Annotated in this window: 11 protein-coding genes; 3 read left to right on the top strand and 8 right to left on the bottom strand. The window is 63.1% G+C overall.

Features of this window, described 5'->3' with window-relative positions:
* Nucleotides 1–14: 14 nt before the first annotated feature.
* The 3 genes from BLV41_RS02060 to BLV41_RS02050 all read left to right on the top strand — a co-directional run bounded on the left by BLV41_RS02060 (nucleotide 15) and on the right by BLV41_RS02050 (nucleotide 4,452).
* Nucleotides 15–767 (top strand): ABC transporter ATP-binding protein, encoded by a 753-nt coding sequence (locus BLV41_RS02060; RefSeq protein WP_074710115.1) that lies wholly within the window; start codon nucleotides 15–17, stop codon nucleotides 765–767.
* A 3-nt stretch (nucleotides 768–770) separates the two neighbouring features.
* Entirely contained in the window at nucleotides 771–3,260 is a 2,490-nt protein-coding gene (locus BLV41_RS02055; protein WP_074710112.1) for an ABC transporter permease, read from the top strand.
* 190 nt (nucleotides 3,261–3,450) lie between these two features.
* On the top strand, nucleotides 3,451–4,452 hold the full coding sequence (locus tag BLV41_RS02050; RefSeq protein WP_074710109.1) for a type IV toxin-antitoxin system AbiEi family antitoxin domain-containing protein: 1,002 nt from the start codon (nucleotides 3,451–3,453) through the stop codon (nucleotides 4,450–4,452).
* 109 nt (nucleotides 4,453–4,561) lie between these two features.
* Here the strand turns inward: BLV41_RS02050 and metG are convergent, their stop codons facing one another.
* The 8 genes from metG to BLV41_RS02010 form a co-directional block, all read right to left on the bottom strand.
* Nucleotides 4,562–6,142: a methionine--tRNA ligase gene (gene metG / locus BLV41_RS02045; protein WP_074710106.1), complete on the bottom strand. Its 1,581-nt coding sequence runs from the start codon at nucleotides 6,140–6,142 to the stop codon at nucleotides 4,562–4,564.
* Nucleotides 6,143–6,375: 233 nt separating this feature from the next.
* A complete protein-coding gene (serA, locus tag BLV41_RS02040) occupies nucleotides 6,376–7,971 on the bottom strand; it encodes a phosphoglycerate dehydrogenase (RefSeq protein ID WP_044579479.1) in 1,596 nt (531 codons plus the stop codon).
* Nucleotides 7,972–8,258: 287 nt separating this feature from the next.
* A complete protein-coding gene (locus BLV41_RS02035) occupies nucleotides 8,259–9,026 on the bottom strand; it encodes a copper homeostasis protein CutC (protein ID WP_244516698.1) in 768 nt (255 codons plus the stop codon).
* The gene (locus BLV41_RS02030; protein WP_074710103.1) at nucleotides 9,023–10,387 is read right to left on the bottom strand and encodes an alpha-L-fucosidase; all 1,365 of its coding nucleotides are present in this window, start codon (nucleotides 10,385–10,387) and stop codon (nucleotides 9,023–9,025) included. The genes BLV41_RS02035 and BLV41_RS02030 overlap by 4 nt, the downstream gene beginning before the upstream one ends.
* A gap of 2 nt (nucleotides 10,388–10,389) precedes the next feature.
* The gene (locus BLV41_RS02025) at nucleotides 10,390–11,958 is read right to left on the bottom strand and encodes a M81 family metallopeptidase (protein WP_074710101.1); all 1,569 of its coding nucleotides are present in this window, start codon (nucleotides 11,956–11,958) and stop codon (nucleotides 10,390–10,392) included.
* A 14-nt stretch (nucleotides 11,959–11,972) separates the two neighbouring features.
* Complete coding sequence (locus tag BLV41_RS02020; protein ID WP_074713044.1) at nucleotides 11,973–12,944, bottom strand: ROK family protein; 972 nt, start codon at nucleotides 12,942–12,944, stop codon at nucleotides 11,973–11,975.
* A gap of 1 nt (nucleotide 12,945) precedes the next feature.
* Nucleotides 12,946–13,875, bottom strand: a complete 930-nt coding sequence (locus BLV41_RS02015; protein WP_083360551.1) for a carbohydrate ABC transporter permease — start codon at nucleotides 13,873–13,875, stop codon at nucleotides 12,946–12,948.
* Entirely contained in the window at nucleotides 13,865–14,776 is a 912-nt protein-coding gene (locus BLV41_RS02010) for a carbohydrate ABC transporter permease (protein WP_044579486.1), read from the bottom strand. Before BLV41_RS02010 ends, BLV41_RS02015 begins: the two co-directional genes overlap by 11 nt.
* Nucleotides 14,777–14,784 lie beyond the last annotated feature (8 nt).

Genomic DNA, 14,784 nt, shown 5'->3' with positions numbered 1-14,784 from the left:
AATAGGCTGGGGCCATGACCATCACTACAGAGCACAATCAACGCACCCTGGCGGTTCAGGCCCGCGGACTGCGCAAGACTTATGGCAAGGGCGAGACCGAGGTGGCGGCGCTCAAGGGCGTGGACCTGGACTTCCCTGCCGGCCAATTCACCGCGATCATGGGCCCATCGGGCTCCGGCAAATCAACGCTCATGCACTGCCTTGCGGGCCTGGATTCGGTCACCTCGGGCACCATCCACCTCGGCGAGACCGAGCTGACGACCCTGAACGACAAGGCCCTGACACAACTGCGCCGGGACCGGATCGGCTTCGTCTTCCAAGCCTTCAACCTTGTCCCCACGCTTACGGCGGAAGCCAACATCACCTTGCCTGTGGCCCTGGCCGGAGGCACCGTTGACAAGGAATGGTTCTCCTTCGTCACCTCCACGCTTGGCCTCACCGACCGGCTGGCGCACAAGCCACACGAACTCTCCGGTGGCCAGCAGCAGCGTGTGGCCGTGGCCCGCGCGCTGCTCACCCGTCCCGACGTCATCTTCGGTGACGAGCCCACAGGCAACCTGGATTCGCGCTCCGGCGCCGAGGTTTTGGGCATGCTGCGCCGTTCCTCGCGGGAGATGGGCCAGAGCATCATCATGGTCACCCACGATCCCGTCGCCGCCTCCTACGCCGACCGCGTGGTGTTGATGAACGACGGCGAGCTGGTGGGCCAGTTGGAGAACCCCACCGCCGATTCGGTGCTGGCTTCGCTCGCTTCGCTGGGGGCCTAAACGATGTTGCAGGTAGCCCTGAGTCAGCTCAAGACTCATTCCCGGCGGTTTATCGCCATTACCTTGGCTGTGTTGCTCGCCGTCGCATTCCTTTCGGCGACACTCATGGTCAATGCCTCCACCAAGGCGTCCCTGAAGGCCAGCATCGGACAGTCCTACGCCTCGGCCGATCTGGTGGTTTCCCCTCCCGGCAACGAACCCTTGACGGAGTCGGCCGCAGCCACAGTGGCGGCGTCCCCTGCGGTGGGCGAGTCATACGCCCAGCGTTCGCTGTACATCCAGACTGATCTGGGCAAGTCCTCCATTGGTGCTTCGTTCCGCAACATGTCCTCGTTCCCATCCCTGGAACCAGTCAAGCTCCTTTCCGGCACCTGGCCAGGAAATGACCATGAGGTTGTGGTGGACACCGTCACGGCCGAACGCAACACACTGGCCGTGGGCAGTGCAACCACGTTGACCGGCCAAGGCACCGGCGAACTCGGGGACGTCAAGAAGCCGACCCTGACGGCCACGATCACGGGCATCACGGCGACCTCCACTGACCCCCAGTCATCGGGGACAGCCCAATTCGTCGGCACCCCGGCCGCGGTGAATGCTCTGGGCACCCCGCACGACGGTTACCGCACCATCTCGGTGAACCTGAAGGATGGCACATCCATCACGGAGGCCAAGGAGTCCCTCGCTGCCGCCCTGAACCAGCCGATCGAGACCATCATGACTCCGGATGAGAAGACCACCGAGCAGGTGGCGAACTTTACCGGCGGCCAGGACCAGCTGACCATCGTCCTGCTTGCGTTTGCCGGCGTGGCCCTGTTGGTCTCCGCCCTGGTTGTCTCCAACACCTTCTCCGTCCTGGTGGCGCAGCGAACCCGCGAACTGGCACTGCTGCGCTGTGTTGGCGCCAGCCGCAACCAGGTCCGGAGCTCGGTTATTGTGGAGGCCCTCATCGTCGGCTTCACGGCATCCGTCCTTGGTGTTCTGGCCGCCACAGGAACCATGGCTCTCGTTTTGAGCCTGCTGAGCCAAAACCCGGACTTCAGCTTCGCCACCCTGGCGGTGCCGCCGTCGGCCATTATTGCCGGCATTGTGGTGGGAACCCTTCTCACCGTCCTGGCCGCACTGGTGCCGGCTCGGGCCGCGACCGCGGTGGCGCCACTGGCTGCGCTGCGACCCGCTGATGACGCGTCGGTGCACAATTCCGGCGGCCGTATCCGCCTCACAATTGGGGTGGTGCTGATCTTGGCTGGCGGTGTGGGACTGATTGCAGGCGGCATCTCCGCGAACCTGCTGTTGGCGCTGCCCTCCGGCGCGGCGTCATTCATCGGCTTCCTGATGGCCGCGACGCTCTTTGTGCCCAAGTTGGTTTCGCTGGCCGGAACTCTGGCCCGCCCGGCCGGTGTGCCCGGGAAGATGGCTGCCGCGAACGCCGTGCGCAACCCGCGCAGGACCACCGCGACGGCGTCGGCCCTGCTCATTGGCGTCACGCTCGTGACCATGATGATGACGGGCGCGGCAACCGCCCGGCACGCTTTTGATTCTGAGCTCGACGGAACGTACCCGGTGGATCTGGCGGCGCAAACCTACCCAGGTGGGAATGACATTACGGACGCCGAAATGGCCACCGCCGCAGCCCTTCCCGGTGTCAAGCACATCGCCCGCCTGGAGCTCGTGGGAATGGTGACCGCGGGCGACTCCCAGCTGGCCACCTACGGAATATCCGACGCCGATGCCCTCGCCTTGTTGGCAAATCCGGCAAACCGTCCCACCCGCACATCCGTGGTGCTGCCCAAGGGCACCGCGGGCAGTGCGGCCAGTCTGGTCGCCGGGACGCAGACCACGAATCTGGCTGCAACCTCCTCCACCGCCTATGGCATGACTGCCTTGGTTTCCCTGGACGCATTCCACGCGCTGCCGGCTGACGATCCACTGCATGCCCAAATGACGGCACCGCTGTGGATCACGGTTGACCCGGCGTTGGATGCGAATGGGTTGATGGACCTGCGCACTTCCCTGGCACAAGCACTGCACATTGACGAGAACCAGATTGGCGGAGGTGTCCTGGAAAAGGTCATGTTCAACCAGGTGATCGACATGCTCTTGCTGGTGGTCACGGGTTTGCTGGCCGTGGCGGTGTTTATCGCGCTGATCGGCGTGGCCAACACGCTCTCACTCTCGGTGCTGGAACGGACCCGCGAGAACTCGCTGTTGCGGGCCCTGGGGCTGACCCGCGGACAGCTGCGCGGCATGCTCGCACTGGAAGCGGTGCTGATTGCCGGGGTTGCGGCGCTTATTGGCTCCGCACTCGGCGCGGTGTACGGCTGGGCCGGCGCCCAATCGGCCCTTGGCAGCTTTGCGGCCGTCACTGCCGTGATCCCGTGGGGACAGATCCTGGCCGTGGTGGGTGTTGCGGCAGTGGCCGGCCTGCTGGCCTCGGTGGTCCCTGCACACCGCGCGGCGAAGCTCTCACCCGTTGAAGGGCTGGCCATGGACTAATCTCCGCTGCCCTCAACCGACAAATGCCGCCGTTCCCGCGTTTTGCCGCAAGTAGACTTGCGGCAAAACGCGGGAACGGCGGCATTTTCGCCAGCTGTCCAGAATTTGCCTGGTGGACACACCTGGAGGTTATCCACAGAAGCGATTTTGCCCCTTATATAGGGCCGAGCACCATGAAACCCTTGTAGGTATGAACAAGCCCCGCCTGATTCTTCCGTCCGATCTCAGACTCGTGGGACAGGATCCAAGGAAACTCGCGCAGCTCCACCGCAAGGGAGAGCTGGTGCGGCTCCGTCGCGGTGTTTATGCGAAGTCCACCGACTGGAACAGCCTGAACCCGACAGAGCAATACGGGCTGCGGGTGGCGGCATTCCAGGCGCTGGTGCCCCGACAGCCCGTGCTGTGCCACGCAACGGCGGCACTCTTGTGGGGTCTGTGGGTTGTCGGGTTGCCAAGCAAACTGCACGTTGTGACAGAAGTTGCCACAAGCGGCCGAAGCAACAACGGCGTCATCCGTCACGTAGGTTCCCTGACGGAGGGCATTGTGCAGTGCGGACAGTTCCTGCTCACCGACAAGCAGACCACCACCATTGCATTGATCAAGGAGTTGTCTTTCCCCTATGCGGTGGCGGTCTGCGACTCTGCCTTGCGCACTCCAGAACAACGGCAGGCCGTCAATCAGTTCACACCGGCAGGCACTGAACCAGTCCTCCACGAACCATCATGGACTACCGACGGCACCCAAGGGTCCGAGCTCTCCTGCCATGACCTCCTCGCTGCGGCCGGGCAGCTCACGAGCCGGGCTAGCCGAGAGCGCACCTCGGCAGTCATCAACTTCGCGTCAGCGTTGTCCGGTTCTGCTGGTGAATCCATCAGCCGCGCGAAAATGCATCAGCTTGGATTCCCACCGCCAGTCTTGCAAAAGCACTACCTGCTGCGGGATGGCAGCGACGCCTTTGTGGACTTTTGGTTCAAGGAGCAGAATCTGGCCGGTGAATTCGACGGTAAAGGAAAATACACTCGCTCCGATTGGGGAGGCGGCTTGTCGATCCAAGACCGGGTTATGAAAGAAAAAGCACGTGAGGACCAGATTCGTGCCCAGGGCGTCCGCTTTGTGCGGTGGACGTGGCAAGAACTCAGCGACAGGAATCGATTCGAACAGCCGCTCCGTCAAGCAGGACTATCAAAGTAATAGTAAAAATGCCGCCGCTCCCGCATTTTGCCATAGGTCTACTTGCGGCAAAATGCGCGAACGGCGGCATTTTTGAAAGGGAGGGTGGGCCCGCGTTTGGGCGCCGCCTCTACGCCTCGACGGGTGCGGGCTCTTCGTACCGCGGGAAGATCGGTGCCGGGGCAGGCAAGACGGTACCGGCCACCAGCGGTGTGGCGATCGCAGCGAACTGGCGAACGGCGTCGTCGGCGGATGTGCCCTGACCCAGAACTGTCAGCAACTTGGCCGCTGCGTCCGGCACAACCGGCTGGATCAGGATCGAGACAATACGCAGCACCTCGAGGGTCACGTACAGCACGGTTTCCATGCGGGGAACGTCAGTCTTGCGCAGAACCCAGGGGGCCTGATCGGCGAAGTAGGCGTTGGTGTCGCCCAGGACGTGCCAGATCTTCTCCAGCGAACCGTGGAAGTCCTGCACCTGGTACGCGTTGCGGGACATCTCCAGCAGCTCATGCGCGGCGGCGAGGATGGTTTCGTCGGCATCGGTGAAGGCGCCGGGGGTCGGAACAAGACCCTCGCAGTTCTTCGCCACCATGGACAGTGAACGTTGGGCCAGGTTGCCAAGGTTGTTGGCCAGATCGGAGTTCATGCGGCCAACAACGGCATCGTGGTTGTACGAACCATCGGCGCCGAAAGGCACCTCGCGCAGGAGGAAGAAGCGGACCTGGTCCAGGCCGTACTGGGCAACCCAGTCGCCCGGAGCAACAACGTTGCCCAGAGACTTGGACATCTTCACGCCATTGTTGTGCAGGAAGCCGTGGATCATGACGCGCTTGGGCAGTTCCAGCCCGGCGGACATGAGGAAAGCAGGCCAGTAGACGGCGTGGAAACGGGAAATGTCCTTGCCGATGATGTGGACGTCGGCCGGCCAGAACTTTTGGAACTCCTCGGACTCAACATCCGGGTAGCCAATGCCCGTGAGGTAGTTGGTCAGGGCGTCGACCCACACGTACATGACGTGCTTGTCGTTGCCGGGAACGGGTACTCCCCAGTCGAAGGTGGTGCGGCTGACGGAAAGGTCTTCAAGCCCACCCTTGACGAAGCTGATGACCTCGTTGAAACGCGTACGCGGGGCTCCGAATTCGGGCTGCTCTTCATAGAGTGCCAGCAGTTTTTCCTGGTAGTTCGACAGGCGGAAGAAGTAGCTTTCCTCTTCGGTCCAGGTCAGTTCTGTGTCAGTAACCTTGGAGTAACGCTTGCCGTCCTCGCGCAGTTCGGTCTCATCTTCGCCGTAGTAAGCCTCATCGCGGACGGAGTACCAGCCCTCGTACTTGCCAAGGTAGATGTCCCCGGCGTCTTCCATCTTCTTCCAGATGGCCTGAGATGCGGCATAGTGGTCGGCGTCTGTGGTGCGGATGAACCGGTCGTAGCTGATGCCCAGGGCCGCGTGTGCTTCCTTGTAAATGGCGGCGTTGCGGTCAACGAGTTCCTTGGGCGTGATGCCTTCCTTCTCGGCCGCCTGCGCAATCTTCATACCGTGCTCGTCCGTGCCGGTCAGGAACTTCACGTCAAAGCCGTCCAGGCGCTTGAAGCGTGCCATGGCATCGGTGGCGATGTATTCGTAGGCATGCCCGATGTGCGGAACACCGTTCGGGTACGTGATGGCGGTGGTGAGGTAGTAAGGCGTCTTGGCCGATTCAGTAGATGTCACCCTACGAATTTACCGTGTCGGCCGCCCAAACACCGATTCGTGACTCTGGGTGTGCGGTGGGCGAGCTCCCTCGCGGGCAGTAAGATTTCCGCTAACGAAGCCCGCCACCGCGCTTTAACGCACGACGGCGGCCGGGTTCCCTCGCGTGCAGTAAGATTTCGGCGGTCGCTGGGCGACCTTGAAAATCCATCCCCGCTCCGGGAATCCAGCCACCGTGTGGCAACTAGGGGATGTTAGTCCTCCAGGTCGACCTCGCGGGCCATGGTGGCACCGATTTCGGTCTTGATGGCGTCGAGCACAGTCTGCGGCACGGCACTGTCGACCGTCAGCAGGGACAGGGCCTGGCCACCTTCAGTGTTGCGAGCAACCTGCATGCCGGCAATGTTGATGCCGTTCTCGCCCAGCAGGCGGCCCAGGGTGCCGATGACACCCGGACGGTCGGCGTAGGAGATGACCAGGAGGTGATCACTCATGGGGATTTCAAGCTCGTAGCCGTTGACGGAGACAATCTTCTGGATCTGCTTCGGGCCGGTCAAGGTACCGGAAACAGAGATCTGGGAGTCGTCCGAAAGCGCGCCACGGATGGTCAGCACGTTGCGGTAATCGGCTGATTCAAGCGTGGTGATCAAGTTGGTCTTGATGCCACGCTGTTCAGCCAAAATCGGGGCATTGACGTAGGAGACCTGCTCGGAAACGACGTCCTTGAAGACACCCTTCAGTGCAGAGAGTTCCAGGGCCTTGACGTCGAGGGCGGCAATTTCACCGGCAATTTCGACGTCGATCTGGGTGACGGAGGCGTGGGTCAGCGCCGTGAAGATGCGGCCCAGCTTCTCGATCAGCGGAATACCCGGGCGAACCTCTGCGGCAATGACGCCACCGGCAACGTTCACGGCATCCGGAACCAGCTCGCCGGCCAGGGCCAGACGTACCGACTTGGCAACGGAGACGCCGGCCTTTTCCTGAGCTTCATCAGTGGAAGCACCCAGGTGCGGGGTGGCAATGACATTGTCCAGGCCCAGGAAATCCACATCAGTGGCAGGTTCCTTGACGAATACGTCGATGCCGGCGCCGGCAATTTCGCCTTCGCGCAGGGCGATGTTCAGGGCTGCTTCATCAATGAGGCCACCACGGGCCACGTTGATGACGTAGGCGGTCTTCTTCATCTTCTTGAACGCTTCGGTGCCGATCATGCCCAAGGTCTCGGGCGTGCGCGGCATGTGGATCGTGATGAAGTCCGACTGCTCCAGCAGCTCGTCGAGGGAGAGCAGCTGTACGCCCAGGCTGGCGGCACGGGCCGAGGTGACGTAGGGATCGTAGGCAACAACCTCCATGCCGAAGGCCTTGGCGCGCTCGGTGATGAGGGCGCCAATGCGGCCCAGACCGATGATGCCCAGCTTCTTTTCCAGCAATTCGGTGCCGGTGTACTTGGAGCGCTTCCACTCGCCGTTCTTCAGCGCGGTGCTGGCGGCGGGAATGTGGCGGGCCAGGGACAGGATGTGGCCGATGGTCAGCTCGGCCGCGGAGACGATGTTGGAGGTCGGCGCGTTCACCACCATGACGCCAGCCTGCGTTGCAGCCTTGATGTCAACGTTGTCCAGCCCCACACCGGCACGAGCAATGACCTTCAAGTTCTTGGCTGCGGCGATGGCCTCGGCATCGACCAAAGTTGCGGAGCGAACCAGGATCGCATCAACGTCAACAATGGCGGAAAGCAGCTGGGAGCGGTCCGCGCCGTCGGTCTGACGGATTTCAAAATCGGGACCCAACGCCTCGATTGTGGCGGGCGAAAGTTCCTCAGCGAGGAGTACTACTGGCTTGGTGGCTGTCACCGGTGACCTCTTTAGCTTATCGATAGTGTTCTTGTGGGGATTTTGGTGATGGATCTTATGTTGATATTCCAACAGAAAAGCCGGACTCCAGTTTATGGGAGTCCGACTTCCGGCCCGTAACAATTGGCAAGTACACCGACGTAAGCGACACAAATCACATCAGTTGCACGGTTTTGTCCAAACTGTGGTCACTGACTATTAACTTTCATCCGCCAGGGAAGGACAACGGCGCCTGCCGGACTCGGGTGCGTCCGGCAGGCGCCGTCGGGCCGTTCGATGCGGGGCGGTCACCGCAGGGCGGCAACCGCCGCAACGGCCTGCGTAACAATCTGCGGATCTGTCACGTCGAATCCCTGGCTGCCACCGCCGGGACCGCTGGGTCCGGCAGAGTTTTCCTGCCGGCGCGCGGACAGGTGAACCGCCGCGGCGCCGGCCGCCAGGAGTGCGGGGAAGTCCTGGATCCGCACTCCCCCGCCGGCCTGGATTTGCAGGCGGTTGCCCGCCCGCTGCGCCAGCGCCGCAATGGTCTCGATGCCGTCGATGCTTCGGGCGGCACAGCCGGATGTCAGGACGCGGGCAATGCCCAGTTCCAACAGTCCATCGAGCAGTGTCAGCGGGTCCGGGCAGACGTCGATGGCACGGTGGAACGTGACCTCGAGTGAGCCGGCGGCCTCGACCATGCGGGCCGTGGCGTCCACATCCAGCGCGCCACCCGGGGCGAGGGCGCCCACCACAACACCGGCAACGCCGTCGGTTGCCGCCAGCATCCGCACGTCCTGGACCATGAGGTCCACTTCGGCGGGGCTGTACACAAAGCCGCCTTCGCGGGGTCGCACCAATACGTGCACGCGCCCGGGACCGGCCGCGTCAGCAACCATGCGGACCAGGCCCGGAGACGGGGTCAGCCCGCCGGTGGACAGGCCGGAGCACAATTCCAGCCTGTCCACCCCGGCCAGTGCTGCCACCTTGGCCCCCGCCGGATCCTGCACGGCAATCTCCAGTGCGGGGCGCCAGGGATGAGTGCCGGAAGCCGCCGTGCCGTTGTGGATGGTCACGGTTGGATTGCCCCGGAAATAGTGGCCACGGCGACGGCACTTCCGCACAGTTCGGCAGGGATAGCCACTACTCCGTCGGTGCCAACAGCGGCAACCGCGGGCGCACCGGCGTCGGACGTCCAGGACAGCTCGCCAGCTACACGCAGCTCGGCGGGAAGGGTGATGAATCCGGCGGCCGGGTCTGTGGCCAGGACGTAAAGATCGGAGCCCTTGGTGGTGTACGAGAGAGGCGAACCGCCCAGCGCGTCGCCGGGTCGGCGCCACGGGCGGGTGCCGTAAATCGCCTCGCCGTTGACCTCGAGCCAGGCGCCCATGGCCAGCATGGCCGCCTCCTGCAGCTCGGGGATGGTGCCGTCGGCGCGGGGGCCCACGTTGATCAGCAAGTTCCCGTTCTTGGACACCACGTCCACGAGCAGGCGGATCAGCGCCTCGCCGGACAGGGAATGCTCAGTGCCCTCCTCCTGGTTGTAGCCGAAGGAGTAGCCCAGGCCGCGGGTGGACTCCCAGGGCTGCTCGATGATGTTCTCCACGTGGCGATATTCGCGCGTGATGAAGCCGTGGTACGGGACTCCCCAGCGGTCATTGACCACGCCGTCCGGAACGGCGTCAAAGTAGCGGCGCAGCAGGGCGGCCACAGAATATTCCGTGTTGTCCTTGCCGCCGTCGGGCCACTCGATGTCATTCCAGAGGATGTCCGGGGAGAAACGTTCCACGAGTTCTTCCAGCTGCGCGGCGCTGTACTTGGCAAACTGCTCATCATTGCGGCGGAAGCGGAACAGGTCCGTGTCCGATTCGATGGGCGGGAAGTCGCTGACATGCCAATCCAGGGCGCCCGAGAAGTACACGCCGAAACGGGCACCTGACTCGCGGGTGGCCGTGCCAAGCTCGGCAATCAGGTCCCGCTTGGGGCCCCGCTTGACGGCGTTGAACTCTGTGGTGTCGGTGTCCCAGAGGCAGAATCCCTCATGGTGCTTGGTGGTGGGGATGATGTACTGGGCGCCTGCCGCACGCAGCTTGCCCACGAACTCCGCGGCGTCAAAGTTGCCGGCGTCCCAGTGCTCGGCCAGGTCCTCATAACTGGTGCCGGTGCCGTACTTTTCCTGGTGGCGGACCCAGCTGGGACTGCCGGGAATCCGCACGGTGTTCCCGTACCATTCGGCGTATTGGTGGTGCGCGTACGATTCTTCCGTGGGAACGCCGCCCTCGCCGTGGGCCGTGGCCCAGGCAGGGACGGAGTAGAGGCCCCAGTGGATGAAGAAACCCAGTTTGGCGTCGCGGTACCACTCGGGCACCTCGTTCAGCGGGTAGCTCGGTGCGTTGGCGCCCAAGTCTGGCCCCACCCGCGTTTCAAAGTTCAACATGACTAAATCTCCTCAACCTTTCCAGCCTGCACTCGTGTCACTACCGCTTCCAGTTCCGGCGCCGTTGCGGCAGCGGCAAAGGGGAACACGCCGTCGGCCAGGTTCTTGTGGCCCAGCCGCAGGAGGTCCTGGTCCACGCCGCCGGGCGTCAGGCCCAGCTTCCAACCCGCAGCAAGTTCGTACAGTTCCGGTTCGAGGTAACCGATCTTCACGCACACCACATCCATGGCGTGCGGGTCGATGCCCAGCATGGTGAAGTCGTGGAGGTGGTGGAACGGCTTGCGGTGTTCGGTGATGATGGCGTGCACGCCGCCGGCCTTGATGACGGCCTGCGTGCCTGCGTCCTTGTCCCCCTCGGTGAGGGAAAAGACTGTGCCGTCGATGGCCACGGGACCGCGGGGTCCGGCGTCGACCTTGGCGCCAACATGGAGCTGGACGGTGCCGCCAACCCCTGCCGCGACGCACTGCGCCACGGCGTCTGCGTCAAAGATAGAGGCATGCACAACGGTGGTGGTGGCGTCGGCGAACTCGGGGCGGGCCAGCAGCTCACCCAAGGTCCAGGACACGTCCCCGGCGCCGCCGGCAGTGGGGTTGTCGCCGGAATCTGACACGACGTACGGGCGCGGGGCGTCCTTGGCCAGTGCTGCGTCGAGGCTCTCCGCGAGCGGCAGGGCGTCGGCGACGAAAACAAATTCATCACGGGCATCCCAGTAGGCGCGGGCCAGGCGCTCGGCGCCCTCCTTCACCACGGCTGCGTCATCGCCGGTGACGACGACGGCCGCCTGGCAGCGCGGTTCATCCGCCCAGGCGTAGCCCACCCAGATGGCGGCGTCGATGACCCCGTCCAGGGCTTCGACTTCCGGCACCGCGTTGTACAGGGAGCGGGCCGGCTCGATCCGTGTACTGGTCTTTTCACCTGGGAGCAGCACGGGAACCTGCAGCCACGCCTTGTACGGGCGGCGCGCGTCAACGTCGGAACCCTGCGGCCCGCGCAGCCGTTCCAGCATGTTGTGGACTGCGCGCTGCTTCGTGTTCCACGCGTCCTCGTGAGGTGCCATGCGGTAACAGGTGATGAGCTCGGACATGTCCAACAGTTCCCGGGAGACGTTGCCGTGCAGGTCCATGGAGGTGGAGACAAACGTGTCCGCGCCCAAAGCGTCGCGCACGGCCTGGCCCAGATCACCTTCTGCATCGTCCAGTCCGACGACGCTCATGGCTCCGTGGATGTCGAACCAAAAACCGTCAAACGGACCTTGCGTGCGGATGCCTTCGAAGATTTCCGCCTTCAGACGAGCGTAGGTTTCGGGGTCGACGGCGCCGCCCGGCAACGAGCGGGCTTGCACGAGCGGCACCCAGTCTGCTGCCTCGCGCAGTTCATCGCCTGGGTTCAGGAAGCCGTAGTACGCCATGAGTTCCTCCCCGCGGCGTTCGGTGAACGCCGCGTCGCCGCTGATGTGCGGGCTGAAGGTGCTGGATTCAATGGCAATCCCCGCCACGCCGATGCGCGGACGGCTCAGTCCACCAGATGCCAAAAGGGCCAGCGGGCCGGACCAAATCTTTGAGGCTTCCATTGGCTCGGTTGGGTTCAACACGAGGATCCTACTTTCATTGTGTTCGCGAGTTCTGGTGAGTGTGCAAGGGATTCCCAAGCGGCAGCGGCCGAGCCCAGGACTGCCGAGCTGCCGCCAAGGCTGCCCGGGTGGACAATCAGGGGGTAACCCGACACGGGCATGTTGTGTTCAAGCATCTTGGCAAGTGGCGGTTCGATCAGATCCCACGCCCCACGGACGCCGCCGCCAACGACCACGTCCTGAACATCAAGGATCGTGGCGGTTGTGACAATGGCCTGGCCCAGGGCCCGGCCTGCGGCATCAAAGGTGGCAAGGGCGTGGGGGTCGCCGGCGCGGGCAAAATCCGCAACCTGCGCGGCTCCGTTGGCCGCCCTTCCTGAGCGTTCGGTGTAGCGCAGGGCAATGGAACGGCCAGAGGCCAAGGTCTCCAAATGGCCCTGTTGGCCACAGCTGCAAGGCAGCGCACCGAAGCCCGGCGTGTGTCCGATCTCGCCGGCGGCCCCACGCGGTCCGGCGAAAACCGAACCGTTCAGAGCCAAGGCCCCGCCAACACCGGTGCCAAGCATGATGCCCACGGCATCGGTGCAGCCGATCAGCGCACCATAGGCCATCTCCCCGCGGAGGAAGGCGTTGACGTCATTGTCGATGACAACGCCAACACCTACCCTGGCCGAAAGATCTGCGGCAAGCCGGAATCCTGCCCAGTCTTTGAAGGAGGCCGACGCGGCAGTCACCACACCGGCCTTTTGGTCGATGACGCCGGCGGCGCCGACACCCACGGCCAAGGCGTGCAATCCCGAAGAGGATTCCATCTCCTTGACCAGACCCGAAGCGGCGGCGCTCATTGCCGCGCCACCCTCACGGGCGGGTGTGGCAATGGTGGCCTGCGCTGCAATGCTGCCGTCGCGCCGGCACAGAACCACGGTGGTTTTGGTCCCACCGAGGTCGATGCCAGCAACGACGGCATTTGTACTGCTTTCCACCATGTCAGCGTCCACCGAGTCCCGCCATGGAAATACCCTTGACCAGGTGCTTCTGAAGCGCGATCACCAAGATGGTGGTGGGGATCATGGAGATGATCGCCGCGGCCATCTGCAGGTCCCAACGCGTTCCCGTCAAACCGGAGAACGAGGCAAGGCCCACGGGCAGGGTCCCCAAAGTGTCATAGTCAACTGTGACGATCAAGGGCCACAGGTAGCTGTTCCAGAACGACATGAACGTGAAGACTGCCAGAACGGCCACGGCAGACTTTGCCAAGGGCAGGATGATCTCCAGGAAGCAACGAATGGGTCCGGCCCCGTCAACACGGGCGGCTTCTTCCAGCTCATAGGGGATGCCGCGGAAGAACTGGCGCATCAAGAAGGTGCCAAATGCGGTGAACGCGAAAGGCAGAATGAGCGCCTGATAGGTATCAACCCAGCCCAGCCACTGCATGAGGATGAACATGGGGATGACCGTAACCTCCTGCGGCACCATCAAGGTGGCCAGGAACAGCACGAACACAGCGTCCCGACCCTTCCAGCGCAGTCGGCCGAAGGCGTAGCCGGCGGTGGTGGAGACAAACAGCACCACCAAGGTGCCGGCGATGGCCACGAAGAACGAGTTGGCGATGTACGTGACGAACGGACCATATTCGAAAACTGCGGCAAAGTTGCCCCACCGCATTTCGGAGCCGATCAGGCGCGGAGGCATGGAAAACATTTCGCCGTTGGGCTTTAGCGCTGCAAAGAAGGCGTAGACCAGCGGTGCCAGGAAGATCAGGGCCGCAAGGTAGATGCCGATGTGCGCGATGACCAGGCGGATGCGCTCTCCCCGGGTCGTGGGGGCGCGCCGCTTGTTGAGCTTATGGGGCTTATCGGCCAAGGTGTCGGCTCCCCGACGCGATCGGGTCTGAGTTTCCAGGACATCAGTGCTCATAGTGCACCCACTTCTTCTGCACGGCGAACTGCCCGGCTGTCAGGACAATGATGATGGCAAACAAGATCCATGCGGCTGCGGCGGCAAGGCCGAGGTCCTGGAACTTGAAGCCTTGGTTGTAGATGAACTGCACAAGCGGCTGGGTGGAGTTGCCAGGGCCGCCACCCGTCAGCAGCTGCGGCTGCACGAAGACCTGCAACGAGGAAATCATTGTCATCACGCTGGCAAAGAAGATCGAGGGCGAGATGAGGGGGAGCTTAACTTTCCACAACAAGCGAAGTCCGCGTGCGCCGTCGAGCTTGGCGGCTTCCATCACGGAATCCGGCAGCTGCTCCACAGCGGCGGAGAAGATCAGCATGTTGTAGCCAAGGCCCTGCCAGACAGACATGAGGACCACCATGACCATGGCCCACTGGGGATCGGCGAGGAAGTTGGGCAACTGGTAGCCGAACCATTCCACGGACAAGCCGTTGAGCATCCCTTGGGGCTGAAGGATCATTTTCCAGACAAGAACGTTGGCAACCATGGGGGTTACCACCGGGATGAAGAACAGGATCCGCAGCGCGGCGCGGCCACGAATGCGTTCGTGAAGGGAGAGTGCAAGTGTCAGGGAAAGGATGACGCTCAGGGGCACATACAAGATGGTGAAGACTGCTGTGTTGCGCAGGGATGGCCAGAAATCAGGGCTGTTGGTGAACAGCTTGATGTAGTTGTCGAAGCCGATGAATTTCTTCTCGCCAAACGTGGGCCAGTCGAAGAACGCCATGATGATTGACAGCACAACTGGCAACACGGTGAACACTGCCAAACCGGCAAGGGCTGGGCTTACGAAGCCCAGCGCCTGGCGCGATTCAACCTTGGCCAGCGCACCACGACGGCGGTCGTTTACGGTGGTAGTCATAGGGACAA

The sequence above is a fragment of the Arthrobacter alpinus genome, assembly GCF_900105965.1.
Taxonomy (GTDB): Bacteria; Actinomycetota; Actinomycetes; order Actinomycetales; family Micrococcaceae; genus Specibacter; species Specibacter alpinus.
Note: the sequence above shows the minus strand (reverse complement) of the source record. Positions and strands in the feature narration are given on the sequence as shown.